This is a genomic window from Pseudomonas sp. B21-032, assembly GCF_024748965.1.
GTDB lineage: Bacteria > Pseudomonadota > Gammaproteobacteria > Pseudomonadales > Pseudomonadaceae > Aquipseudomonas.
Genome location: NZ_CP087180.1, coordinates 5,027,806 through 5,052,500, shown reverse-complemented (window position 1 = coordinate 5,052,500; position 24,695 = coordinate 5,027,806). Strand labels below are relative to the sequence as shown.

Here is a 24,695-nt window from a genome sequence, read left to right as displayed (position 1 = left end):
ACGGCGGTGTTTGGCACCTCGATGTCGGCTCATCACATCCTGGGGCTGAAGCCGGTCCCAAGGGTATGGCTGTTCGCCATTTAAAGTGGTACGCGAGCTGGGTTTAGAACGTCGTGAGACAGTTCGGTCCCTATCTGCCGTGGACGTTTGAGATTTGAGAGGGGCTGCTCCTAGTACGAGAGGACCGGAGTGGACGAACCTCTGGTGTTCCGGTTGTCACGCCAGTGGCATTGCCGGGTAGCTATGTTCGGAAGAGATAACCGCTGAAAGCATCTAAGCGGGAAACTTGCCTCAAGATGAGATCTCACTGGAGCCTTGAGCTCCCTGAAGGGCCGTCGAAGACTACGACGTTGATAGGTTGGGTGTGTAAGCGCTGTGAGGCGTTGAGCTAACCAATACTAATTGCCCGTGAGGCTTGACCATATAACACCCAAGCAATTTGAGCGAAAGCCAGATTGCGGTGTTGTGAAGACTGCAAAGCCGAGAATTTGTAACTCACAAAACATCACATACCCGATTCGCTGGAGTGTCTAACAAGACCTTCTGGCAACAGAATTTCTTGACGACCATAGAGCATTGGAACCACCTGATCCCATCCCGAACTCAGCAGTGAAACGATGCATCGCCGATGGTAGTGTGGGGTTTCCCCATGTGAGAGTAGGTCATCGTCAAGATTAAATTCCGAAACCCCTATCTGCATATGCAGGTAGGGGTTTTGTCTTTCTGGCGTCTGTGGGAACGGCGGTGCGACGCCTCGACTTGCCCCGCGATGCGATGTGGCTGACAGAAGGGTATCGCGGGGCAAGCCCGCTCCTACATCGGTTAGAATAGCGCCCTCGCGTTGACTCAGAAGTTCACTATGTCAGAACCTGCCGACCCCCATCAGCTCGCCGACCTGCCCCTGGAAGACCTGGTGGCCTGTCACGAATGCGACCTGCTGATGCGCAAGCCTGTGCTCAAGCAAGACGAAAAGGCCCACTGCCCGCGCTGTGGCTACGAGCTCTACGCCCATCGACACAATGTGGTCCAGCGCAGCCTGGCCCTGGTGCTGGCCGCCTTGCTGCTTTACGTACCGGCCAACTTCCTGCCGATCATGCAACTGCACCTGCTGGGGCAAACCTCCAACGATACGGTCTGGAGCGGCGTGGTCGGGCTGTACAACACCGGTATGCGCGGCGTAGCGGTGGTGGTGTTTCTCTGCAGCATGGCGATTCCCTTGCTCAAACTGTTGTGCCAGCTGGCAGTGCTATTGAGCATTCGCCTGAACGTTGGTCGCAGTTACGGTTTGTTGCTTTATCGGATTTATCACCATCTACGCGATTGGGGCATGCTCGAGGTCTATTTCATGGGCGTGCTGGTGGCGATGGTCAAGCTGGTCGACCTGGCAGAGCTGAGCCTCGGCCTGGGCCTGGCCTGCTTTATCAGTTTGTTGTTGGTGCAGGTGTGGCTGGAGGTGGTGATGTCGCCCCACCAGATATGGAGTGCTTTATCGGGGGAAGACCTGCATGCGTGCGATTGATGCCGGGATTCTGGTTTGTGGCGAATGCCATGAACTGAATCGCCAGGAGCCGGACAGTGACGCGCAAACCTGCACCCGCTGTGGTGCGGTGGTGCACGCCCGGCGGCCAAACAGCCTGGTGCGAACCTGGGCGTTGCTGATTACTTCGGCAATCTTGTACATCCCGGCCAACGTGTTGCCGATCATGACCGTCAGCGCTCTGGGGCAGGGTAGCCCGGACACAATAATGTCCGGCGTCATCACCCTGATGAAGCACGGCATGCTGCCGATCGCCGCAGTGGTGTTCATCGCCAGTATCCTGGTGCCGACCTTCAAGCTGGTCGGCATTGCCCTGCTGCTCTATTCGGTGCAGCGCCACCAACCGTTGTCGGCCCGGCAACGGATCCTGATGTACCGCTTCATCGAATTCATCGGACGCTGGTCGATGCTGGATATTTTCGTGATCGCCATTCTGGTGGCGGTGGTGAATTTCGGCAGGATCGCCAGTGTCGAAGCCAATCTGGGCGCCGTCGCCTTCGCCAGTGTGGTGATTCTGACGATGCTCGCTGCAGTAACCTTCGATCCCCGACTGATTTGGGATAACACGGAGTCGGATGACGACCATGAGTGATTTGCCTACGGCTAAAACCCGCCCAGCTTCGAACTGGTCGGCCATATGGATATTGCCCCTGATCGCCCTGGTGATTGGTGGCTGGCTTGGCTGGCAGGCCTATCGCGAGTCAGGTGTGAACATCCAGGTCCGCTTTGAGAGCGGTGAAGGTATCGTTGCCAACAAGACCGAAGTGGTCTTCAAGGGTATGTCGGTCGGTAAGGTGAAAGAGCTGGTACTGGATGCCAAGGGCAGCAATACCGGGGTCATCGCCACCATCGAAATGAACAAGGAGGCCGAGCCGCACCTGAACACCGGTACGCGCTTCTGGCTGGTCAAACCGAGCGTCAGCCTGGCCGGGATCACCGGCCTGGAAACCCTGGTATCGGGCAACTACATCGCCGTCAGCCCGGGGCAGGGCGAGCCGACCAAGCGCTTCAAGGCACTGGATGAAGCGCCGCCGTTGTCCGACAGCGAGCCGGGCCTGCACCTGACCCTCAAGGCCGACCGCCTGGGTTCGCTAAACCGCGACAGCCCGGTGTTCTACAAGCAGATCCGGGTTGGCCGGGTGAAGAGCTATCGCCTCGCCGAAGACCAGGGCACGGTCGAGATCAAGGTGTTCATCGAGCCGGCCTACGCCGACCTGGTGCGCAAACATACGCGCTTCTGGAATGCCAGCGGCATCAGCATCGACGCCAACCTCTCCGGGGTGAAGGTACGCAGCGAGTCGCTGGCCAGCATCGTCGCCGGCGGTATTGCCTTCGCCACCCCCGAGCACCGCAAGGACAGCCCGCCCACCGATCCGAACCTGCCGTTTCGCTTGTACGAAGACTTTGATGCGGCCCAGGCCGGGATTCGCGTCAAGGTCAAGCTGAGCGACTTCGAGGGCCTGCAGGCCGGGCGTACCCCGGTGATGTACAAAGGCATCCAGGTCGGCTCGCTGAAGACCCTCAAGGTTGATCCCGACCTGGCCAGTGCCATGGCCGAGCTGACCCTCGATCCGCTGGCCGAAGACTACCTGGTCGACGGTACGCAGTTCTGGGTGGTCAAGCCATCGATCTCCCTCGCCGGTATTACCGGCCTGGAGGCGTTGGTCAAGGGTAACTACATTGCCATCCGCCCGGGCGACAAGGGCGCGACGCCGCAGCGCGAGTTCGAGGCGCGAGCCAAGGCACCGCCGCTGGACCTCAAGGCGCCCGGCCTGCACCTGGTGCTGTACAGCGACAACCTTGGCTCGCTGGAAGTCGGCAGCCCGATCCTCTACCGCCAGGTCAAGGTCGGTACGGTGCAGAGCTACCAGTTCTCGAAGAAGAGCAAGCGCCTGCTGATCGGTGTGCACATCGAGAAAGAGTACGCCGGCCTGGTCAACGGTTCGACGCGCTTCTGGAATGCTAGCGGCATTACCCTGAGTGGCGGCCTGTCGGGCATCCAGATCAAGAGTGAATCGCTGCAGAGCCTGATGGCTGGCGGTATCGCCTTCGACACACCGATCCCGAATGTGAAGCTCAAGCGCCGCATTCCGTTCTTCCGCCTCAATGAAAGCCAGGAGGCGGCCAACCGCAGCGGCACCACGGTGACCATCCGCGTCGATCGCGCAGACGGCCTCAAGGTCGGCACGCCGGTTCGTTTCAAGGGCCTGGATGTCGGCAAGGTCGAGCAGGTTGACCTGACCAATGATTTGCAGGCGGTGCTGCTCAAGGCGCGGATTACCGAAGTGCCGGAGCGCATCGCCCGCGAAGGTACGCAGTTCTGGGTGGTCAAGCCGGCCCTGGGCATCGTCAAGACCGCCAACCTGGAAACCCTGGTCACCGGCCAGTACCTGGAAGTGCAGCCGGCAGTCAGAAGCACCGGGCCGCAGCTCAACTTCAATGCCTTGCCTCAGGCGCCGGATTTCTCTGAGCGCGAAGCTGGCCTGTCGCTGGTGCTCAGTGCTGCGCGGCGGGGTTCGATCAAGCCGGGCGTACCGGTTACCTACCGCGAGATTCCGGTCGGCAAGGTCACCGGCTTCGAATTGGGCCAGACCGCCGACCGGGTACTGATCCATATTCTGATCGAGCCCAGGTATGCAGCGTTGGTGCGTGGCGGTAGCCGTTTCTGGAACAGCAGCGGCTTCGGCTTCGATATCGGCCTGTTCAAGGGCGCGACGGTGCGTACCGAGTCGCTGGAGACCCTGATAGAGGGCGGCATCGCCTTCGCCACGCCAGACGGCGAGAAGATGGGCAATCCGGCGCGGCCGCAGCAGACCTTCGCCCTGTTCGACAAGGCCGAGGATGAATGGCTGCAGTGGGCACCGAAGATTCAGATTGGTAAGTAGTCGCTAGCCATCGCGGGTCAAACCCGCTCCTACACAAACCTGTAGGAGCGGGATTGGCCTGCGATGCTTTTCTGCCCGCAACCCAAATCACAGGCAATAAAAAACCGACCCTAGGGTCGGTTTTTCAACAAGCATGTCGCTTAGGCAGCTGCAGCTTCTTTCAGCGCCTTGATGTGGCCATTCAGACGGCCTTTATGGCGAGCAGCCTTGTTCTTGTGGATGATACCTTTATCGGCCATACGGTCGATAACTGGAACAGCCAGAGTGTAAGCAGCTTGCGCTTTTTCGGCGTCTTTTGCGTCGATGGCTTTAACTACATTCTTGATGTAGGTACGAACCATGGAACGCAGGCTGGCGTTGTGGCTGCGACGCTTCTCAGCCTGTTTTGCACGTTTTTTGGCGGAAGGTGAGTTGGCCACCGTCGAGCTCCTCGAAAGACTTGGTAAATAGCAAACAAAATAGGCCGCGAATCATGCCGATGAGTTGATCGGTTGTCAAGGGCACTTGCATGGTTCCGCTGAGTGGTCGTTCTGTACAAGGGAGTGATTCCCTTCTGCGGTACGACCTGTAAACTCGGGAGCTTTTGCTCTGCTTGCGTTGCGGCGCGGAGTATCGCACAACTGGGCGCGTTGCGGCACAGCCCTTTATCCTCAGGCGTGAAAAACTTTCGATGAATCTTCTTAAATCCCTGGCCGCGGTCAGCTCCATCACCATGATCTCGCGGGTGCTGGGCTTTGTCCGCGACACCATCCTGGCGCGGGTATTCGGTGCCGGCGTGGCCACAGACGCCTTCTTCATTGCCTTCAAGCTGCCCAACCTGCTGCGGCGCATCTTTGCCGAAGGCGCGTTTTCCCAGGCGTTCGTGCCGATTCTGGCCGAATACAAGACCCAGCAAGGCGAGGAGGCGACCCGCACCTTCATCGCCTATGTCAGTGGCCTGCTGACCCTGGTGCTGGCCCTGGTCACCGCCCTGGGTATCCTCGCCGCGCCCTGGGTGGTGTGGGTAACAGCCCCAGGCTTTGTCGACAGCACTGAAAAATACCAGCTGACCACCGACCTGCTGCGGGTGACCTTTCCTTATATATTGCTGATCTCGCTGTCATCGCTGGCCGGCGCCATCCTCAATACCTGGAACCGCTTTTCGGTGCCGGCCTTCGTGCCGACCCTGCTCAACGTGGCGATGATCGGCTTTACCCTGTTCCTCACGCCATATTTCGACCCGCCGATCATGGCCCTGGCCTGGGGCGTGCTGGCTGGCGGCCTGGCGCAGCTTCTGTACCAGCTGCCGCACCTGAAGAAGATCGGCATGCTCGTGCTGCCGCGCCTGAACCTGCGCGACAGCGGTGTATGGCGAGTGCTCAAGCAGATGCTGCCGGCGATCCTCGGGGTTTCGGTAAGCCAGATCTCGCTGATCATCAACACCATCTTCGCCTCGTTCCTGGTCGCAGGTTCGGTGTCGTGGATGTACTACGCCGACCGCCTGATGGAGCTGCCTTCCGGAGTGCTGGGTGTAGCCCTGGGTACTATCCTGCTGCCCACCCTGGCCAAGACCTACGCCAACCGCGACCGGCACGAATACTCGCGGATCCTCGACTGGGGCCTGCGCCTGTGCTTTTTGCTGGTGCTGCCGTGCACCCTGGCCATGGCGATACTGGCCGAGCCGCTGACCGTGGCGTTGTTCCAATACGGTAAATTCAGCGCCTTCGATGCGGCCATGACCCAGCGTGCGCTGATTGCCTATTCTCTCGGGCTGCTGGCGATTATCCTGGTCAAGGTCCTGGCCCCTGGCTTCTACGCCCAGCAGAACATTCGTACTCCAGTGAAGATCGCCATCTTCACCCTGGTCTGCACCCAGCTGTTCAACCTGGCCTTCATCAGCCACCTGCAGCACGCCGGCCTGGCCCTGGCCATCAGCCTCGGCGCCTGCCTGAACGCCGGCCTGCTGTACTGGAAGCTACGCCAGCAGCAGTTGTTCCAGCCACAACCGGGCTGGGCCAAGTTCCTCGCCAAGTTGGTGGTGGCAGTGCTGCTGATGTCGGCGGTGTTGCTGGTGGGCATGCACTACATGCCGGCCTGGGCCGAAGGGCAGATGCTTGAGCGCTTTCTGCGCCTTGGCGCGCTGATCCTGGCCGGAGTCGTGACCTATTTCGGCTGTCTGCTGCTGTTCGGATTCCGCCCGCGTGACTTCGCCCGCAAGGCGTTGCATTAAGGCGTAACGGCGGTCAGACGTCGGTTTTACACATTCCACGCCACGGGGTGACGCTGCTGCCTGTCGTCAGCGCCCGGGTGTGGTTATAATCGACCACTTTATGAGCAAGAAGCGCGTTATGCAGCTGGTTCGAGGCCTCCACAACCTGCGCCCCCAGCACCGGGGCTGTGTCGCCACTATTGGCAACTTCGACGGTGTTCACCGCGGCCACCAGGCAATCCTGGCGCGCCTGCGTGAGCGAGCGGACGCGTTGGGCGTGCCCAGCTGCGTGGTGATTTTCGAGCCACAGCCGCGTGAATACTTTGCCCCCGACACTGCGCCCGCACGCCTGGCGCGCCTGCGCGACAAGGTCGCCCTGCTGGCCGCCGCCGGTGTCGACCGGGTGCTGTGCCTGGCGTTCAACCAGCGCCTGAGCAAGCTCAGCGCCGCCGAGTTCGTCGACACCATCCTGGTCGATGGCCTGGGCGTGAAGCACCTGGAAGTGGGCGACGATTTCCGCTTTGGCTGCGACCGGGTTGGCGACTTCGACTTCCTCGAGCAGGCCGGTATCCTTCAGGGCTTTACCGTCGAAGCGGCGCAAACCGTCGAACTCGATGGCCTGCGGGTCAGCAGCACGCAAGTGCGCGATGCCCTGGCCAATGCCGATTTCGCCCTGGCCGAGCGTTTGCTGGGGCGGCCGTTCCGCATCCGCGGGCGCGTGCTGCACGGGCAGAAGCTGGCACGCCAGCTGGGTACCCCGACAGCCAACATCCAGCTCAAGCGCCATCGGGTACCGCTTACCGGGGTTTACCTGGTCAGCGTCGAGGTCGATGGCAAGAACTGGCCGGGCGTCGCCAACATTGGTGTACGGCCTACCGTTTCAGGTGATGGCAAAGCCCACCTGGAAGTACATCTTCTGGATTTTGCCGGCGATCTCTATGGTCGGCGTCTGACGGTGGAATTCCACCACAAGCTGCGTGAAGAGCAGCGATTCGCCTCCCTGGAGGCGCTGAAGTCGGCGATCGATGCGGATATCGCCGCCGCACGTGCCCATTGGCACGGTCAACCGCTAACGAAGAGCCTGAAATGACCGACTATAAAGCCACGCTAAACCTTCCGGACACCGCCTTCCCGATGAAGGCCGGCCTGCCACAGCGCGAACCGCAGATCCTGCAGCGCTGGGACAGCATTGGCCTGTACCAGAAGCTGCGCGAAATTGGCAAGGATCGTCCGAAGTTCGTGCTGCACGACGGCCCGCCCTACGCCAACGGCAAGATCCACATCGGTCATGCGCTGAACAAGATTCTCAAGGACATGATTGTCCGCTCCAAGACCCTGTCCGGTTTCGACGCCCCGTACGTCCCGGGCTGGGACTGCCATGGCCTGCCGATCGAGCACAAGGTCGAAGTGACCCACGGCAAGCACCTGAGCGCCGACCAGACCCGCGAGCTGTGCCGCGCCTACGCCGCCGAGCAGATCGAAGGGCAGAAGACCGAGTTCATCCGCCTGGGTGTGCTGGGCGACTGGGACAACCCATACAAGACCATGAACTTCGCCAACGAAGCCGGTGAAATCCGCGCGCTGGCCGAAATGGTCAAGCACGGCTTCGTGTTCAAGGGCCTGAAACCGGTCAACTGGTGTTTCGATTGCGGTTCGGCCCTGGCCGAAGCCGAGGTCGAGTACGCCGATAAAAAATCGCAGACCATCGACGTCGCCTTCCCGGTGGTCGATGAGGCCAAGCTGGCCGCCGCGTTCGGCCTGGCTTCGCTGGCCAAGCCTGCCTCGATCGTGATCTGGACCACCACGCCGTGGACCATCCCGGCCAACCAGGCGCTGAACGTCCACCCGGAGTTCAAGTACGCCCTGGTCGATACCGGCGACAAGCTGCTGGTGCTGGCCGAAGAGCTGGTCGAGTCGTGCCTGAAGCGTTATGCGCTGGAAGGTTCGGTGATCGCCACCGCGCCAGGCTCGGCGCTTGAGCTGATCAACTTCCGTCACCCGTTCTACGATCGCCTGTCGCCGGTATACCTGGCCGACTACGTCGAGCTGGGCGCCGGTACCGGTGTGGTGCACTCCGCGCCAGCCTACGGTGAAGACGACTTCGTCACCTGCAAACGCTACGGCATGGTCAACGACGACATCCTCACCCCGGTGCAGAGCAACGGCGTGTACGTGCCGTCGCTGGAATTCTTCGGCGGCCAGTTCATCTGGAAGGCCAACCCGGCCATCGTCGAAAAACTCTCGGAAGTCGGTGCGCTGATGCACACCGAAACCATCAGCCACAGCTACATGCACTGCTGGCGCCACAAGACCCCGCTGATCTACCGCGCCACCGCGCAATGGTTCGTCGGCATGGACAAGCAGCCCGACAACGGCGACACCCTGCGCAAGCGTGCGGTCAAGGCCATCGAAGAGACCAAGTTCGTCCCGGCCTGGGGCCAGGCGCGCCTGCACTCGATGATCGCCAACCGTCCGGACTGGTGCATCTCGCGTCAGCGCAACTGGGGCGTACCGATCCCGTTCTTCCTCAACAAGCAGTCCGGCGAGCTGCACCCGCGCACCGTCGAGCTGATGGAAGAAGTGGCCAAGCGTGTCGAGAAGGAAGGCATCGAAGCCTGGTTCAAGCTCGACGCCGCCGAACTGCTCGGTGACGAGGCCGGCCAGTACGACAAGATCGCCGACACCCTCGACGTCTGGTTCGACTCCGGTACCACCCACTGGCACGTGCTGCGTGGCTCGCACAGCATCGGCCACGAAACCGGCCCGCGCGCCGACCTGTACCTGGAAGGTTCCGACCAGCACCGCGGCTGGTTCCATTCCTCGCTGCTGACCGGTTGTGCCATCGACAACCACGCACCGTACCGCGAGCTGCTGACGCACGGCTTCACCGTCGACGAGAACGGTCGCAAGATGTCCAAGTCGCTGGGTAACACCATCGAGCCGCAGAAGGTCAACGACACCCTGGGTGCCGACATCCTGCGCCTGTGGGTTTCGGCCACCGACTACTCCGGCGAGATGGCGGTTTCCGAGCAGATCCTGCAGCGCAGTGCCGACGCCTACCGGCGTATCCGCAACACCGCGCGCTTCCTGCTCTCCAACCTGTCCGGCTTCGACCCGGCCCGCGACCTGCTGCCGGCCGAAGACATGCTGGCGCTGGACCGCTGGGCGGTCGACCGTACCCTGCTGCTGCAGCGCGAGCTGGAAGAGCACTACGGCGAATACCGCTTCTGGAACGTCTACTCGAAGATCCACAACTTCTGCGTGCAGGAGCTGGGCGGCTTCTACCTGGACATCATCAAGGACCGTCAGTACACCACTGGCGCCAACAGTGTTGCCCGTCGTTCCTGCCAGACCGCGCTGTACCACATCAGCGAAGCGCTGGTGCGCTGGATCGCGCCGATCCTGGCGTTCACCGCCGACGAGCTGTGGCAGTACCTGCCGGGCGAGCGCAACGAGTCGGTGATGCTCAACACCTGGTATGAAGGCCTGAGCGAGCTGCCGGAAGGCTTCGAGCTGGGGCGTGCCTACTGGGAACGCATCATGGCCGCCAAAACCGCGGTCAACAAGGAACTGGAAAACCAGCGTGCGGCCAAGGCCATCGGTGGCAACCTGCAAGCCGAAGTCACCCTGTTCGCCGACGACGCCCTGAGCGCCGACCTGAACAAGCTGGGCGACGAGCTGCGCTTCGTGCTGATCACCTCGGCGGCCAGCGTTGCGCCATTCGCCCAGGCGCCAGCCGATGCGGTCGAGACCGAAGTCCCGGGCCTGAAACTGAAAGTGGTCAAGTCCGGCCACGCCAAGTGCGGTCGTTGCTGGCACTTCCGCGCGGACGTCGGCGCGAACCCGGAGCACCCGGAAATCTGCGCCCGTTGCGCCGACAACATCGGCGGCAAAGGCGAGGTGCGCCACTATGCCTAACCCTGGTGTGGGGCGCTTCGGGCGCCTCAGCTGGCTGTGGCTGAGCGTGCTGGTCCTGGTCCTCGACCAGGCCAGCAAGTTCTACTTCGAGGGCGCGCTGAGCCTGTACCAGCAGATCGTGGTCATTCCCGACTACTTCAGCTGGACCCTGGCCTACAACACCGGTGCCGCCTTCAGCTTCCTGGCTGACAGCTCCGGCTGGCAGCGCTGGCTGTTCGCCCTGATCGCCATAGTGGTCAGTGCCGTGCTGGTGGTCTGGCTCAAGCGCCTGGGGCGCAACGAGACCTGGCTGGCCGTCGCCCTGGCACTGGTGCTGGGGGGGGCGCTGGGCAACCTGTACGACCGCATCGTGCTCGGCCACGTAGTCGACTTCATCCTCGTGCACTGGCAGAACCGCTGGTACTTCCCGGCCTTCAACCTGGCCGACAGCGCCATTACCGTGGGTGCGGTGATGCTGGCGCTGGATATGTTCAAGAGCAAAAAGTCCGGAGAACCCGTCCATGACTGAGACCCGTATCGGCCAGAACACCGAAGTGACCCTGCACTTCGCACTGCACCTGGAAAACGGAGACACCGTCGACAGCACCTTCGACAAGGCGCCGGCGGTGTTCAAGGTCGGCGACGGCAATCTGCTGCCGGGCTTCGAAGCGGCGCTGTTCGGCTTCAAGAGCGGCGACAAGCGCACCGTGACCGTCAACCCGGAAAACGCCTTCGGCCAGCCAAACCCACAGAACGTGCAGGTCATGCCGCGTTCGCAGTTCCAGGACATGGAGTTGTCCGAGGGCCTGCTGGTGATCTTCAACGACGCCGCCAACGCCGAATTGCCCGGTGTGGTGAAAGCCTTCGATGATGCCCAGGTGACCATCGACTTCAACCATCCACTGGCCGGCAAGACCCTGAACTTCGAGGTGGAAATCCTCGCGGTCAAGGCCCTGTGAGCCTGGAGCCTGCCATGCAAATCAAACTCGCCAACCCCCGTGGCTTCTGTGCCGGTGTGGACCGGGCGATCGAGATCGTCAATCGTGCCCTTGAAGTGTTTGGCCCGCCGATCTACGTGCGTCACGAAGTGGTGCACAACAAGTTCGTGGTCGAAGACCTGCGCGCGCGCGGGGCGATTTTTGTCGAAGAACTCGACCAGGTGCCGGACGACGTCATCGTCATCTTCAGCGCCCACGGTGTTTCCCAGGCCGTGCGCCAGGAAGCGGCGGGGCGCGGCCTGAAGGTGTTCGACGCGACCTGCCCACTGGTCACCAAGGTGCATATCGAGGTGGCGCGCTACAGCCGTGACGGCCGCGAGTGCATCCTGATCGGCCACGAAGGCCACCCGGAAGTCGAAGGCACCATGGGCCAGTACGACACCAGCAACGGTGGCGCCATCTACCTGGTCGAAGACGAGGACGATGTTGCCAGCCTGCAGGTCAACGACCCGGACAAACTGGCCTTCGTCACCCAGACCACGCTGTCGATGGACGACACCAGCCGGGTGATCGATGCCCTGCGCGCGCGCTTCCCGAATATCGGCGGGCCGCGCAAGGACGACATCTGCTACGCCACCCAGAACCGTCAGGACGCGGTCAAGCAACTGGCCAACGAATGCGACGTGGTCCTGGTGGTCGGCAGCCCGAACAGCTCCAACTCCAACCGCCTGCGTGAACTGGCCGAGCGCATGTCGACCCCGGCCTACCTGATCGACGGCGCCGAAGACCTGCAAAAAAGCTGGTTCGATGGCGTTGAGCGCATTGGTATCACCGCCGGTGCTTCCGCCCCCGAGGTGCTGGTGCGTGGCGTGATCGAACAACTGCGTGCCTGGGGTGCCACGGGCGCCGAAGAGCTTGATGGCCGCGAAGAGAACATCACCTTCTCGATGCCCAAAGAGTTGCGCGTACGTTCACTGATCTGACCCGCCGGCCGCGCACAGCGGCTGCTCGCCGGGCTCTTCGCGCAGGCTGACCCGGCCTGTGTGTGCCAGTACCACCCGGTACTGGCTGAAGGGCTCGGGGCGCTGGCAAATGAACAGCGTCCCGGCCTGAAACGCTCCCCCCGCGTGCAACGGCACCCCCAGCCCACTGAAGCGCACCTGCCGGGCCACCGGTTGATTGCCGACGATGCTTGCCCGCTCAAGCCGCTGCTCGTACAGCAACTGTAGGCCATCCTGCTCGACGACCATGCGCCAGCCATTGCTCCAGTTGTCTTCCAGCGCCTGCAGGCGAACCACCTGGTTGCGCAGCAAGGCCTCGCTGCGTGCGGTGCGCAGGGCCTGGGCCAGGTCCTTGGCGGCGGCGTGCTGTTGTAGCCCGCTGCTCATGGTGTTGTAGGCCGGCAGGCTGATGTGCGTGAGCATCCCCACCAGCGCTAGCGCGAACATCATTTGTATCAGTGTTACGCCCTGTTGCTTCACCGTGCATTCCTCCCTGGAAGTGCTTCTATAGAGTCAGGCCGGCGCACCGCAGCGTCCAGTCGGGCGGGTTGGCAAAGGGCTGGGGAAAAGTCGCAGGAGGGATGGCGCCATGGATGGCGGACGGCAACAAGGAATGAGCTTGCTCGAAGTGCTGCTGGCCATGCTGGTGCTGGGGCTGGGTGTGTTTGCTGCAGCGGCTGCGCAGGTTCGGGCGCTGCAGGCCACCGACAGTGCTTTGCACAGTACTCAGGCGGCGTATCAGCAGCATGGCGCGCTCGAACAAGCGCGCATCAACGCAGGGCCAGGCCGATGAACCGGCAAGCCGGTGTCGGCCTGGTCGAAGTGTTGCTGGCCCTCAGCCTCGGCTTGGTGCTGCTACTCGGCGCCAGCCGCCTGTTTCTGGCGGCTACTCAGAGCTGGCAGGCTCAGGGCATCGCCGCACAACTGCAGGAAGACGCGCGCCTGGCGTTGCAGCGCATGGCCCAGGATATTCGCATGAGCGGCATGTTCGGCTGCTTGCGTGCGGATGCAATCAGCCATGTGAACCCGTCCTCGGCACAGGCGTTTGCCCAACCGCTGGAGGTAATCCGCGCAGCGGACGGCCAATTGCAGCAATTGAGCCTGATCAGCGCCGAAGTCGCTGGCGCCGGTGGGCGGCCGAACTGGACGCTGGTCACCGATTGCATAAGCCAGGCGCGGGTCTATCCCGATGTCCAGGCGGCGCCGGCCGGGCACTTCGCGATACCGATACGACGCCAGACCTATCGCGTTGATGGCACCAGCCTGATGCTCGGCAGCGGCGCCAGCTATGCGCCGCTGATCGACAACCTTGGTGAACTGCGCGTCGACATCATCAGGCGAGATGCCAACGTAATTGCCGGGCTACGCCTGAGCATGACCTTGCTTGATCCGCTGGCGCGGGTAAGGCCGCAGCAGTATCAACTGACAGTGGCCCTGCGCAATGGCTAGGCGCGGCAGCCAGCGTGGGGTGGTCCTGCTGGTAAGCCTGGTGCTGCTGGGGCTGTTGGCTTTGCTCGGCGTCTCGGCGATGGTCAGCGCCACCTTGCAGGGGCGCATGGCCGGCAACCTGCAGGCAGCCTTGCACGGCCTCGAGCAGGCGGAGCAGGCCTTGCTGCTGGGAGAGTCGACCGTCGTCGGCGTGCTGCCATGCTCGTACTGTTTACCGCCGCCGGAAGCTGCACGGGTGCGGGCGCCTGGCGTCTACCGCGGCGAAGGGCCGACCTCCGGCCTGAGCTGGCAAGGCGGCGCCAGCGGCTTCCACCTGGTACAGAACCTTGGCCAGAGTACCCACGCCGCGCACTGGCCCGCCAACCTGTCCGTTACCTTGTACCGGATCACCGCCGTCAGCCACGCCGGGGCAGGGCGCAGCGTGCTCGAAAGCGTTTATGCACAGGCTGTAGAAGAGGGCGCCCAGCCACCCAGGCGCATTCTCTGGCGCCAGCTTCACTAGGAGTTCGACTTATGTCCACCCTGCAGAAAGGTTTGAGCCTGATTGAACTGTTGCTTGTCGTCGCCGTGGTCGGCATTCTGGCGGGCATTGCCTATCCCAGCTACAGCGAACAGGTCCGCAAGGCCGCACGCACGGAAATCGCCGGGTTGCTGTTCGAAAGCGCGCAACTGCTCGAACGTCACTATGCCCGCAGCGGCCAGTACGCCGACAGCGAAGCCCTGGTCACCCCATTGGCGCCCGGGACCGAGCACTACCGGCTGCAGGCCGTTCGTCTTTCGACGTCATTCACCCTTACCGCCCGGCGCATTGGCGGTGGTTTGATGAACAGTGACCGCTGCGCCGATTTCGAACTCGACCAGGCCGGTGTGCGGCGCAATCCCGGCGCCGTTGATGGCGGCCGCGGCTGTTGGGGTGGCTAAGGTTTACTTCAGACGTTGGATCAATACATGACCAAGCAAGTAGTGATTGTCGGTGGCGGGGTAATCGGCCTGCTGACAGCGTTCAACCTGGCGCCCGAGGTCGGGCAGGTGGTGCTGTGTGACCGTGGCGCGCTCGGCCAGGAGTCTTCCTGGGCTGGCGGCGGCATCGTCTCGCCGCTGTACCCGTGGCGCTATAGCCCGGCGGTAACGGCCCTGGCGCATTGGTCGCAGGATTTTTATCCACAGCTGGGCGAGCGCCTGTTCGCCAGCACCGGGGTTGACCCTGAAGTGCACACCACCGGCCTGTACTGGCTGGACCTCGACGACGAAGCCGAAGCCCTGGCCTGGGCCAAGCGCGAAGGACGGCCGCTAAGTGCTGTGGATATCTCGGCGGCCTATGACGCGGTGCCGGTGCTGGGTGGCGGTTTCCGCCACGCCATCTACATGGCCGGGGTTGCCAACGTGCGTAACCCACGCCTGGTCAAATCACTCAAGGCCGCCTTGCTGGCGCTGCCGAACGTGAGCATTCGCGAGCAGTGCGAAATCACCGGCTTCAGCCGTGAGGGCGAGCGCATCACCGGGGTCGAGACTGCAACCGGGCCGATTCCGGCCGATCGCGTGGTGCTGACGGCTGGCGCCTGGAGCGGCGACTTGCTGCGGCCATTGGGCCTGGAGCTGCCGGTGGAGCCGGTGAAAGGGCAGATGATCCTGTACAAGTGCGCCGAAGACTTTTTGCCGAGCATGGTGCTGGCCAAGGGGCGTTATGCGATCCCGCGGCGCGACGGGCATATTCTGGTGGGCAGTACCCTGGAGCATGCCGGTTACGACAAGACCCCAACCGACGAAGCGCTGGAAAGCCTCAAGGCATCGGCGGTGGAGTTGCTGCCGGCGCTGGCCGACGCCACCCCGGTGGCCCATTGGGCGGGGCTGCGGCCGGGTTCGCCTGAGGGCATTCCGTACATCGGCGAGGTGCCAGGCTATGCCGGGCTGTGGCTGAACTGCGGGCATTACCGCAATGGCCTGGTGCTGGCGCCGGCGTCCTGCCAGTTGTTTGCGGATTTGTTGCTGGGGCGTGAGCCAATCATTGATCCGGCGCCATATGCACCGGCTGGGCGGGTGGCTGCTCTTTAGGGCTCATCGCGGGGCAAGCCCGCTCCTACAATCTGGCAGGAGCGGGCTTGCCCCGCGATGCAGGCGCCGCGAAATCAGCGCTGCGCCCCAGGCCCCTGCTCCAGATGCGCCTGACTGCAATACCACTGCGCCCCGCGATGCAGCGCCCGGTCACTGGGCAAATGCACGCCGCAATGGGCGCAGCGGACCATCTTCAGCGGGTCTTCGAGGCTGTTGTTTTGCCCAGCAGCATTGCTGGCCTTGAACTTGCGCCACAGCCAGAAGGCAGCAGCAATCAGGGCAATCCAGAAAAGTAGGCGAACCATGGTGTCCAGCTTTGTCAGTGAAGAGCCTTCAGTCTAGGGCTCGGGCATGAAAAAAGGGAGGCCTTGGCCTCCCTTTATCTTTTACACGATGGCTCAGTCGAACACACCGAAGGTCATGTAGCTGAACCAGGAGCGGTCTTCGTTGTTACCTTCCGCTTCGTGGTTTTCTTCTTCGATGACGTCACCGTTGGCATCTTTAGGCAGCAGCTCTTGCGGGATCGCGTCCTTGGCGTCCTGGTACTGCTTCACCACGTCCTGGTTGGCACGGGTTTCACCCGGCGGCAGCGGCGGGGCGGTATTGATCAGGCCCAGGGTGGCCTTGGACAGCCACGAACGGTTGTCGGCTTCGTTCTGCTGCGGCACGAACTGGCCATCGACCAGGCTCGGGTGGTCCGGGTAGTTGAGCTTGAGGGTTTCCAGGCTGGTGGCCGCCAGTTCGTCCAGGTGCAGGCGCATGTAGGCTTCGGTCATCACCGCCAGGCCGTCGCCGACCGATGGGGTTTCCTGGAAGTTCTCTACTACATAGCGGCCACGGTTGGCGGCAGCGACATAGGCCTGACGGGTCAGGTAGTAGTCGGCCACGTGGATTTCGTAGGAAGCCAGCAGGTTGCGCAGGTAGATCATGCGCTGCTTGGCGTCAGGCGAATAGCGGCTGTTGGGGAAGCGGCTGGTCAGCTGGGCGAATTCGTTGTACGAGTCGCGGGCAGCGCCCGGGTCACGCTTGGTCATGTCCAGCGGCAGGAAGCGCGCCAGCAGGCCGCGGTCCTGATCGAACGAGGTCAGACCCTTGAGGTAGTAGGCGTAGTCGACGTTCGGATGCTGCGGATGCAAGCGAATGAAGCGCTCGGCGGCAGACTTGGCAGCCTCCGGTTCGGCGTTTTTATAGTTCGCGTAGATCAGCTCGAGCTGGGCCTGGTCGGCGTAGCGGCCGAACGGATAGCGCGATTCCAGAGCCTTCAGCTTGCTTGTGGCGCTGGTATAGCTGTGGTTGTCCAGGTCGGCCTGCGCCTGCTGGTACAGCTCGGCTTCGCTCAGGTTTTCGTCGACGACTTCCTTCGAAGAACAAGCAGCGGTCAGTCCGAGGATGGCGATCAGCAGCAGGTGTTTCACTTGCATGGCGGCTTGCGTCCCTATGACGGCCGCTGTCTTGGGCGTGGCCGTCCTGTTATGATGAGCACCCCGATGCAACCCTCGGGGCAAAAGACGTCGTATTTAACCACAAGCGCGCAGTCGAAACCAAAGGCTGTGCCGCCCGCTGATTCGAGCATGTCCGAGATCATTCAACTTCGCGCAGAGGTGCCGTCCGAATTGGGCGGGCAACGCCTCGACCAAGTCGCCGCCCAATTGTTCGCTGAGCACTCGCGCTCGCGCCTGTCCACCTGGATCAAGGAGGGGCGCCTGACGGTCGATGGCGCTGTCCTGCGTCCGCGCGATATCGTCCACGGCGGTGCGCTGCTGGCGCTCGATGCCGAGCAGGAAGCCCAGGGCGAGTGGGTGGCCCAGGACATCGAGCTGGATATCGTCTATGAAGACGACCACATCCTGGTGATCAACAAGCCTGCCGGGCTTGTGGTCCACCCGGCTGCGGGCCACGCCGATGGCACCCTGCTCAATGCCCTGCTGCACCACGTGCCGGACATCATCAACGTGCCGCGCGCCGGTATCGTCCACCGCCTGGACAAGGACACCACCGGTCTGATGGTGGTGGCCAAGACCATCCAGGCGCAGACCCAGCTGGTTGCCCAGTTGCAAAGCCGCAGCGTCAGCCGCATCTATGAATGCATCGTGATCGGTGTGGTCACGGCCGGCGGCAAGATCAACGCGCCGATCGGTCGCCACGGCGGTCAGCGCCAGCGCATGGCGGTCACCGAAGGCGGCAAGCCTGCGGTCAGCCACTATCGCGTGCTGGAGCGCTTCCGCTCGCACACCCACGTGCGGGTCAAGCTCGAAACCGGGCGTACCCACCAGATCCGCGTGCACATGGCCCACGTCAACTTCCCGTTGGTCGGCGACCCGGTCTACGGCGGGCGCTTCCGCATTCCGCCAGCGGCCAGCCTGACCATGGTCGACGCGCTCAAGACCTTCCCGCGCCAGGCCCTGCATGCACGCTTCCTGGAGCTCGATCACCCGGTGACCGGCGAGCGCATGGGTTGGGAATCGGCGCTGCCGGACGACTTCGTCTGGCTGCTGTCGCTGCTCAAGCAGGACCGCGAGGCGTTCGTCGGATGAGCGAGCTGACGCAAGCGCTGCTGTTCCCGGACTGGCCTGCGCCAGCCGGGGTGCGCGCCTGCGTCACTACGCGCAGCGGCGGGGTCAGCCTGCCGCCCTATGAAAGTTTCAACCTCGGAGACCATGTTGGCGATGCGCCAGCAGCGGTGGCCGAGAACCGCCGGCGCCTGACCGCCGAGTTCGGCATCCAGCCAGCCTGGCTCAAGCAGGTGCATGGCGTAGTTGTAGCCGATGCCGACCCTGGCGTTATTGCCGAGGCTGATGCCAGCTACAGCGATACCCCCGGCATTGCCTGCACGGTCATGACCGCCGACTGCTTGCCGGTGCTGTTCTGCGACCGAGCCGGCACCCGCGTAGCCGCCGCCCACGCGGGCTGGCGCGGGCTGGCCAACGGTGTGCTGGAGGCGACTCTGGAACGCTTGGCACTGCCGCCCGAAGAGGTGCTGGTGTGGCTGGGCCCGGCTATTGGCCCGCAAGCCTTTGAAGTCGGCCTTGAGGTTCGTGATGCGTTCACGACCGTTCATCCGGAAACTGCCCAGGCCTTCGTGCCCGGTGCCCAGCCCGGCAAGCTGATGGCCGACATCTACCAGCTGGCCCGCCTTCGCCTTGCAGCGCGCGGCGTCAATGCCGTCTATGGTGGTGGCTTGTGCACCGTCAGCGACCCGCGCTTCTATTCTTATCGGCGCACCCCGCAGGGTGGCCGCTTCGCTTCGCTGGTCTGGCTGGCAGCGCGCTGACCTGGATCAAGCCCGCCTAGCTTGAATCTTCCAGAATCACCCTTATCTACAGTGGTATCTCTGGCAGGTTTTTCTTCATCAGGTGTGTCCATCGCTCCGACCTGCCCATAAAGGAAGGTAACCCATGCGAATAGACCGTTTGACCAGCAAGCTGCAATTAGCATTATCCGATTCCCAATCCCTGGCCGTGGGTATGGACCATCCGGCCATCGAGCCTGCGCACCTGGTGCAGGCCCTGATCGATCAGCAGGGCGGTTCGATCAAGCCGCTGCTGATGCAGGTCGGCTTTGACGTCAACAGCCTGCGCAAGGCGTTGAGCAAAGAGCTCGACCAGCTGCCGAAAATCCAGAACCCGACCGGCGACGTCAACATGTCCCAGGACCTGGCGCGTCTGCTCAACCAGGCCGACCGCCTGGCCCAGCAGAAGGGCGACCAGTTCATCTCCAGCGAGCTTGTGCTGCTGGCGGCCATGGACGAGAACAGCAAGCTTGGCAAGTTGCTGCTCAGCCAGGGCGTGAGCAAAAAGGCCCTGGAGAATGCCATCAGCAACCTGCGCGGCGGCGAGGCGGTCAATGACCCCAACGCCGAAGAGTCGCGCCAGGCCCTGGACAAATACACCGTCGACCTGACCAAGCGCGCCGAAGACGGCAAGCTTGACCCGGTGATCGGCCGTGACGATGAAATCCGCCGGACCATCCAGGTGCTGCAACGCCGGACCAAGAACAACCCGGTGCTGATCGGTGAGCCTGGCGTCGGTAAGACCGCCATCGCCGAAGGCCTGGCCCAGCGCATCATTAATGGTGAAGTGCCGGACGGCCTTAAAGGCAAGCGCCTGCTGTCTCTGGACATGGGCGCGCTGATTGCCGGTGCCAAGTTTCGCGGTGAGTTCGAAGAGCGCCTCAAAGGCTTGCTCAACGAGCTGTCCAAGCAGGAAGGGCAGATCATCCTGTTCATCGACGAGCTGCACACCATGGTCGGTGCCGGTAAAGGCGAAGGCTCGATGGACGCCGGCAACATGCTCAAGCCGGCCCTGGCCCGTGGTGAACTGCACTGCGTCGGCGCCACTACGCTGAACGAGTACCGCCAGTACATTGAAAAAGACGCAGCGCTTGAGCGGCGTTTCCAGAAGGTGCTGGTAGAAGAGCCGAGCGAAGAAGACACCATCGCCATCCTGCGTGGCCTCAAAGAACGTTACGAGGTGCACCACAAGGTGGCGATCACCGACGGCGCGATCATCGCCGCGGCCAAGCTCAGCCATCGCTACATCACTGACCGGCAGCTGCCGGACAAGGCCATCGACCTGATCGACGAAGCGGCCAGCCGCATCCGCATGGAGATCGACTCCAAGCCGGAAGTGCTCGACCGCCTGGAGCGCCGCCTGATTCAACTGAAGGTTGAGTCCCAGGCGCTGAAGAAAGAGGACGACGAGGCCGCGCTCAAACGCCTGGAGAAACTCACCGAAGAGATCGCCCGGCTGGAGCGCGAGTACGCTGACCTGGAAGAGATCTGGACCTCGGAAAAAGCCGAAGTACAGGGCTCGGCGCAGATCCAGCAGAAAATCGAGCAATCGCGTCAGGAGCTCGAAGCGGCCCGGCGCAAGGGCGACCTCAGCCGCATGGCCGAGCTGCAGTACGGGGTGATCCCGGACCTGGAGCGCAGCCTGCAGATGGTCGACCAGCACGGCAAGGCGGAAAACCAGCTGCTGCGTAACAAGGTGACTGAAGAAGAGATCGCCGAAGTCGTGTCGAAGTGGACCGGCATCCCGGTGTCGAAGATGCTCGAAGGCGAGCGGGAAAAACTGCTGAAGATGGAAAGCCTGCTGCACGAGCGGGTGATCGGCCAGGAAGAAGCCGTGGTGGCAGTGTCCAACGCCGTGCGCCGTTCGCGTGCCGGCCTTTCGGACCCGAACCGCCCGAGCGGCTCGTTCCTGTTCCTCGGCCCGACCGGTGTCGGTAAAACCGAGCTGTGCAAGGCGCTGGCGGAATTTCTCTTCGACACTGAAGAGGCCATGGTGCGCATCGACATGTCCGAGTTCATGGAGAAACACTCCGTGGCTCGCCTGATCGGTGCACCACCAGGCTACGTAGGGTATGAAGAGGGCGGCTACCTGACCGAAGCCGTGCGGCGCAAACCTTATGCGGTGGTGCTGCTGGACGAGGTCGAGAAGGCCCACCCGGATGTGTTCAACGTGTTGCTGCAGGTGCTGGAAGACGGTCGCCTGACTGACAGCCACGGGCGGACGGTGGATTTCCGTAATACCGTGATCGTCATGACCTCCAACCTGGGCTCTTCGCAGATCCAGGAACTGGTGGGCGATCGTGAAGCACAGCGTGCGGCGGTGATGGATGCCGTGGGTTCGCACTTCCGGCCGGAGTTCATCAACCGGATCGACGAAGTGGTGGTGTTCGAACCGCTGGGTCGCGAGCAGATTGCCGGCATCACCCAGATCCAGCTCGGCCGCCTGCGCAGCCGTCTGGCCGAACGTGAGCTGAGCCTTGAGCTGAGCCCCGAGGCGCTGGATAAACTGATCGCCGTCGGTTACGACCCGGTCTATGGCGCACGGCCGCTGAAACGGGCGATCCAGCGCTGGATCGAGAACCCGTTGGCGCAGTTGATCCTGTCGGGCCAGTTCCTGCCAGGCAGCGCCATCACGGCGAAGGTCGAGGGCGAAGAGATCGTCTTCGCCTGAGTTTTCGGCGGGTTACGCTAAGGCCTCGAATTTCGAGGCCTTTTTTCTTTGCATTTTTTCTCGAGTGCTTGTAAAGTGCGCCCCGCTGTATGTCGCCCCGCAGCTTCCCGGCAAAATTGGGAATCTGAAAAAAAGTTGCAAATCAGTAAGTTGAATGCAAATTAGGGGTTGACAAGGGTTTTGAAGGTTGTAGAATAGCGCGCCTCAGAGACATGAACGCAGCGATGCACAAGGTCGAAGAGTTCGAAGCGGTAGTGATACAGCACTCGAAATTGCAGCACTGTTGTAATTGAAATTGATAGTTCCGCGATAGCTCAGTCGGTAGAGCAAATGACTGTTAATCATTGGGTCCCAGGTTCGAGTCCTGGTCGCGGAGCCAAATTTCAAGCCGGGGTATAGCGCAGTCCGGTAGCGCGCCTGCTTTGGGAGCAGGATGTCAGGAGTTCGAATCCCCTTACCCCGACCATCTTAGGGTCGTTAGCTCAGTTGGTAGAGCAGTTGGCTTTTAACCAATTGGTCGTAGGTTCGAATCCTACACGACCCACCATTTTTGAATCCGGTACGCTGGGTTCAAATCTTAAAAGGTTGGTTTGCCATTAGCAGCCAGCCATAAAAAAAGGCACCTTAATCGGAGCCTTTTTTTTTACCGGGGTATAGCGCAGTCCGGTAGCGCGCCTGCTTTGGGAGCAGGATGTCAGGAGTTCGAATCCCCTTACCCCGACCATCTTCAGAAAGAAGGGCACCTTGCAAAAGGTGCCCTTTTTTCGTTTCTGCGCCCTGGCTGATACTATCCGGCTATTTCCTGCAAAGGAGTTGCGCCGTGCCCCTGAAAACCTCCGTGTACATCGCCACCAGCCTCGATGGTTTCATCGCCCGTGAGAGCGGTGAGCTGGACTGGCTGATGGTTGCCACCAGCTCCAGTGACGATCACGGCTATGCGGCGTACATGGCCACCATCGACACCCTGGTCATGGGCCGCAACACCTTCGAGAAGGTCCTGACCTTTGGCGAGTGGCCGTATCCGCACAAGCGCGTGGTGGTGCTGAGCAGCACCTTGCAGCAGGCCGATATGCAGCATGGCGTTGAAGTGCACCCGGGGCCGGTCGCCGACCTGGTCGAGCACCTGAATGAAACAGGCGCCAAGGGCCTGTACCTCGATGGCGGGCAGGTGATTCAGAGCTTCTTGCGCGAAGGCCGGCTGGATGAACTGACCATCACCCGCATACCGGTGTTGCTGGGCAGCGGCATCCCGCTGTTCGGGGCCCTGGCGAAGGACGTGACGCTGCAGCATATGCGCAGCACCACCTTTGAAAGCGGCTTTGTGCAGAGTACTTATCGGGTACTGAAATAAACAATGCCGACGCCATCGCGGGTCAAGTCGGGTCGCCGCACCGCCGCTCCCACAGAAACACCGCCATACCTGTAGGAGCGGCGGTGCGACGCCTCGACTTGACCCGCGATGAGGCCCTCAAAGCCAATACAAACTCAGTGCAGCTTCAACCGCGGCTCAGTCCCGCGACCAATCCGGCTGCCGAGCATCAGCATCAGCGTACGGAAAGTCCCGTACAGCGCCATCTGGTGCATGCGATACAGCGACACATAGAACATCCGCGCCAACCAGCCCTCGAGCATCACGCTACCGGTCAGGTTGCCCATCAGGTTACCCACCGCCGAGAAGCGCGACAGCGACACCAGCGAGCCGTAATCCCGGTACGCATAAGTCGGCAACGGCTTGCCTTCCAGGCGCGCCTTGAGCCCCTTGGCCAGCAACGACGCCTGCTGATGCGCAGCCTGTGCCCGTGGCGGCACGTTGCGGTCGCTACCCGGTTGCGGGCAGGCAGCACAGTCGCCAAAGGCGAAAATGTTGTCGTCCAGAGTAGTCTGCAGGGTAGGGCGTACCACCAGCTGGTTGATGCGGTTGGTTTCCAGGCCGTCGATGTCTTTGAGGAACCCCGGCGCCCGAATACCCGCCGCCCACACCTTGAGGCTGGCCTGAATCACCTCGCCATTGCTGGTGCGCAGCTCATCGGCGGTCACTTCACTGACTGCCGCGTTGGTCATCACCGTTACACCGAGTTTTTCCAGGGTCTTGTGCACCGGCACGCTGATGCGCTCCGGCAGGGCTGGCAGCACCCGCGGGCCGGCTTCGATCAGGGTGATGTGCATGTCTTTTGGCTGGATACGATCCAGGCCATAAGCCGCCAGCTCGTGGGCCGCGTGATGCAGCTCGGCGGCAAGCTCGACACCGGTGGCACCGGCACCAACGATGGCCACGCTGATTTTTTCATGGGCCTGATCACCTGCGTGGGCACGCAGGTAATGGTTGAGCAGTTGCTGGTGGAAACGCTCGGCCTGCTTGCGGGTGTCGAGGAACAGGCAATGCTGCGCCGCGCCCAGGGTGCCGAAGTCGTTGGTGTTGCTGCCCACCGCGATCACCAGGGTGTCGTAGCCCAGGGTGCGCGCAGGCAGCAGCTCGCGGCCGTCTTCATCGAGGGTCGCGGCCAGCTGGATCTGCTTGGTTTCGCGGTCCAGGCCGCTCATGCGCCCGAGCTGGAACTGGAAGTGATTCCACTTGGCCTGGGCCACGTAGTTCAGTTCGTCTTCGGAAGAGTTGAGCGAGCCTGCCGCCACTTCGTGCAGCAGCGGCTTCCAGATGTGCGTCAGGTTGGCGTCGACCAGGGTAATGCTGGCGCTACCCTTTTTGCCAAGGGTCTTACCCAGGCGGGTCGCCAGTTCCAGGCCGCCGGCGCCGCCGCCGACAATCACTATACGGTGAGTCATGGAGATA

Annotated in this window: 23 protein-coding genes, 4 tRNA genes and 2 rRNA genes (1 of these 29 running past the window's edge); 24 read left to right on the top strand and 5 right to left on the bottom strand. The window is 62.3% G+C overall.

What is annotated here, in order from left to right; genetic code table 11:
- The 5 genes from LOY54_RS23325 to LOY54_RS23305 form a co-directional block, all read left to right on the top strand.
- Positions 1-423, top strand: a 23S ribosomal RNA gene (locus LOY54_RS23325) (it extends 2,468 nt beyond the left edge of the window).
- Positions 424-558: 135 nt separating this feature from the next.
- Positions 559-674, top strand: a 5S ribosomal RNA gene (gene rrf, locus LOY54_RS23320).
- 185 nt (positions 675-859) lie between these two features.
- Positions 860-1,519: a paraquat-inducible protein A gene (locus LOY54_RS23315; RefSeq protein ID WP_045200780.1), complete on the top strand. Its 660-nt coding sequence runs from the start codon at positions 860-862 to the stop codon at positions 1,517-1,519.
- Positions 1,506-2,129 carry a paraquat-inducible protein A gene (locus LOY54_RS23310; protein ID WP_010220589.1) on the top strand — a complete coding sequence of 208 codons (624 nt, stop codon included), beginning with the start codon at positions 1,506-1,508 and terminating at the stop codon, positions 2,127-2,129. Before LOY54_RS23315 ends, LOY54_RS23310 begins: the two co-directional genes overlap by 14 nt.
- Positions 2,122-4,422, top strand: a complete 2,301-nt coding sequence (locus tag LOY54_RS23305; protein WP_258608079.1) for a PqiB family protein — start codon at positions 2,122-2,124, stop codon at positions 4,420-4,422. The genes LOY54_RS23310 and LOY54_RS23305 overlap by 8 nt, the downstream gene beginning before the upstream one ends.
- 140 nt (positions 4,423-4,562) lie before the next feature.
- On the opposite strand, the gene rpsT is transcribed toward LOY54_RS23305, so the two are convergent.
- Positions 4,563-4,841, bottom strand: a complete 279-nt coding sequence (gene rpsT, locus LOY54_RS23300; RefSeq protein WP_010220592.1) for a 30S ribosomal protein S20 — start codon at positions 4,839-4,841, stop codon at positions 4,563-4,565.
- Positions 4,842-5,092: 251 nt separating this feature from the next.
- Between rpsT and murJ the strand changes: the two genes are divergently transcribed.
- The 6 genes from murJ (at position 5,093) to ispH (ending at position 12,428) form a co-directional block, all read left to right on the top strand.
- Complete coding sequence (gene murJ / locus LOY54_RS23295) at positions 5,093-6,631, top strand: murein biosynthesis integral membrane protein MurJ (RefSeq protein ID WP_045200785.1); 1,539 nt, start codon at positions 5,093-5,095, stop codon at positions 6,629-6,631.
- A 118-nt stretch (positions 6,632-6,749) separates the two neighbouring features.
- On the top strand, positions 6,750-7,700 hold the full coding sequence (ribF, locus tag LOY54_RS23290; protein ID WP_258608077.1) for a bifunctional riboflavin kinase/FAD synthetase: 951 nt from the start codon (positions 6,750-6,752) through the stop codon (positions 7,698-7,700).
- On the top strand, positions 7,697-10,528 hold the full coding sequence (ileS, locus tag LOY54_RS23285) for an isoleucine--tRNA ligase (protein WP_258608076.1): 2,832 nt from the start codon (positions 7,697-7,699) through the stop codon (positions 10,526-10,528). The genes ribF and ileS overlap by 4 nt, the downstream gene beginning before the upstream one ends.
- On the top strand, positions 10,521-11,036 hold the full coding sequence (lspA, locus tag LOY54_RS23280; RefSeq protein ID WP_045200792.1) for a signal peptidase II: 516 nt from the start codon (positions 10,521-10,523) through the stop codon (positions 11,034-11,036). Before ileS ends, lspA begins: the two co-directional genes overlap by 8 nt.
- Entirely contained in the window at positions 11,029-11,466 is a 438-nt protein-coding gene (fkpB, locus tag LOY54_RS23275) for an FKBP-type peptidyl-prolyl cis-trans isomerase (RefSeq protein ID WP_045200794.1), read from the top strand. The genes lspA and fkpB overlap by 8 nt, the downstream gene beginning before the upstream one ends.
- Positions 11,467-11,480: 14 nt before the next feature.
- Positions 11,481-12,428 carry a 4-hydroxy-3-methylbut-2-enyl diphosphate reductase gene (gene ispH, locus LOY54_RS23270; protein ID WP_093379392.1) on the top strand — a complete coding sequence of 316 codons (948 nt, stop codon included), beginning with the start codon at positions 11,481-11,483 and terminating at the stop codon, positions 12,426-12,428.
- On the opposite strand, the gene LOY54_RS23265 is transcribed toward ispH, so the two are convergent.
- The gene (locus LOY54_RS23265; protein ID WP_258608075.1) at positions 12,417-12,893 is read right to left on the bottom strand and encodes a GspH/FimT family protein; all 477 of its coding nucleotides are present in this window, start codon (positions 12,891-12,893) and stop codon (positions 12,417-12,419) included. The two genes, ispH and LOY54_RS23265, sit on opposite strands and share 12 nt — an antisense overlap.
- Positions 12,894-13,035: 142 nt before the next feature.
- On the opposite strand from LOY54_RS23265, the gene LOY54_RS23260 reads away from it, so the two are divergent.
- From LOY54_RS23260 to thiO, 5 genes are read left to right on the top strand one after another with little or no spacing between them, the layout of a single operon-like run.
- Entirely contained in the window at positions 13,036-13,239 is a 204-nt protein-coding gene (locus LOY54_RS23260) for a prepilin-type N-terminal cleavage/methylation domain-containing protein (RefSeq protein WP_258608074.1), read from the top strand.
- Complete coding sequence (locus tag LOY54_RS23255) at positions 13,236-13,895, top strand: PilW family protein (RefSeq protein ID WP_258608073.1); 660 nt, start codon at positions 13,236-13,238, stop codon at positions 13,893-13,895. Before LOY54_RS23260 ends, LOY54_RS23255 begins: the two co-directional genes overlap by 4 nt.
- On the top strand, positions 13,888-14,397 hold the full coding sequence (locus LOY54_RS23250) for a pilus assembly protein PilX (RefSeq protein WP_258608072.1): 510 nt from the start codon (positions 13,888-13,890) through the stop codon (positions 14,395-14,397). The genes LOY54_RS23255 and LOY54_RS23250 overlap by 8 nt, the downstream gene beginning before the upstream one ends.
- 20 nt (positions 14,398-14,417) lie before the next feature.
- Positions 14,418-14,816, top strand: a complete 399-nt coding sequence (locus LOY54_RS23245; RefSeq protein ID WP_093387269.1) for a type IV pilin protein — start codon at positions 14,418-14,420, stop codon at positions 14,814-14,816.
- Between the two features lie 27 nt (positions 14,817-14,843).
- Positions 14,844-15,947: a glycine oxidase ThiO gene (gene thiO, locus LOY54_RS23240; RefSeq protein ID WP_258608071.1), complete on the top strand. Its 1,104-nt coding sequence runs from the start codon at positions 14,844-14,846 to the stop codon at positions 15,945-15,947.
- Positions 15,948-16,021: 74 nt separating this feature from the next.
- Here thiO and LOY54_RS23235 read toward each other — a convergent pair whose 3' ends face one another.
- Entirely contained in the window at positions 16,022-16,252 is a 231-nt protein-coding gene (locus LOY54_RS23235; RefSeq protein WP_038998721.1) for a PP0621 family protein, read from the bottom strand.
- Between the two features lie 93 nt (positions 16,253-16,345).
- Positions 16,346-17,368, bottom strand: a complete 1,023-nt coding sequence (locus LOY54_RS23230; RefSeq protein WP_045200810.1) for an outer membrane protein assembly factor BamD — start codon at positions 17,366-17,368, stop codon at positions 16,346-16,348.
- Positions 17,369-17,518: 150 nt separating this feature from the next.
- Between LOY54_RS23230 and rluD the strand changes: the two genes are divergently transcribed.
- The 8 genes from rluD (at position 17,519) to LOY54_RS23190 (ending at position 23,258) form a co-directional block, all read left to right on the top strand.
- Entirely contained in the window at positions 17,519-18,481 is a 963-nt protein-coding gene (gene rluD / locus LOY54_RS23225) for a 23S rRNA pseudouridine(1911/1915/1917) synthase RluD (RefSeq protein WP_038998723.1), read from the top strand.
- Positions 18,478-19,218, top strand: a complete 741-nt coding sequence (gene pgeF / locus LOY54_RS23220) for a peptidoglycan editing factor PgeF (protein WP_258608070.1) — start codon at positions 18,478-18,480, stop codon at positions 19,216-19,218. The genes rluD and pgeF overlap by 4 nt, the downstream gene beginning before the upstream one ends.
- A gap of 124 nt (positions 19,219-19,342) precedes the next feature.
- Complete coding sequence (gene clpB, locus LOY54_RS23215) at positions 19,343-21,907, top strand: ATP-dependent chaperone ClpB (protein ID WP_045200814.1); 2,565 nt, start codon at positions 19,343-19,345, stop codon at positions 21,905-21,907.
- Positions 21,908-22,210: 303 nt separating this feature from the next.
- Positions 22,211-22,286 (top strand) — tRNA-Asn (locus tag LOY54_RS23210).
- Positions 22,287-22,296: 10 nt separating this feature from the next.
- Positions 22,297-22,373, top strand: a tRNA-Pro gene (locus LOY54_RS23205).
- A 5-nt stretch (positions 22,374-22,378) separates the two neighbouring features.
- Positions 22,379-22,454, top strand: a tRNA-Lys gene (locus tag LOY54_RS23200).
- A 100-nt stretch (positions 22,455-22,554) separates the two neighbouring features.
- A tRNA-Pro gene (locus LOY54_RS23195) sits at positions 22,555-22,631 on the top strand.
- A 96-nt stretch (positions 22,632-22,727) separates the two neighbouring features.
- Positions 22,728-23,258 (top strand): dihydrofolate reductase family protein, encoded by a 531-nt coding sequence (locus LOY54_RS23190; RefSeq protein ID WP_093379425.1) that lies wholly within the window; start codon positions 22,728-22,730, stop codon positions 23,256-23,258.
- Positions 23,259-23,392: 134 nt separating this feature from the next.
- On the opposite strand, the gene LOY54_RS23185 is transcribed toward LOY54_RS23190, so the two are convergent.
- Positions 23,393-24,688: an NAD(P)/FAD-dependent oxidoreductase gene (locus LOY54_RS23185; protein WP_045200816.1), complete on the bottom strand. Its 1,296-nt coding sequence runs from the start codon at positions 24,686-24,688 to the stop codon at positions 23,393-23,395.
- Positions 24,689-24,695 lie beyond the last annotated feature (7 nt).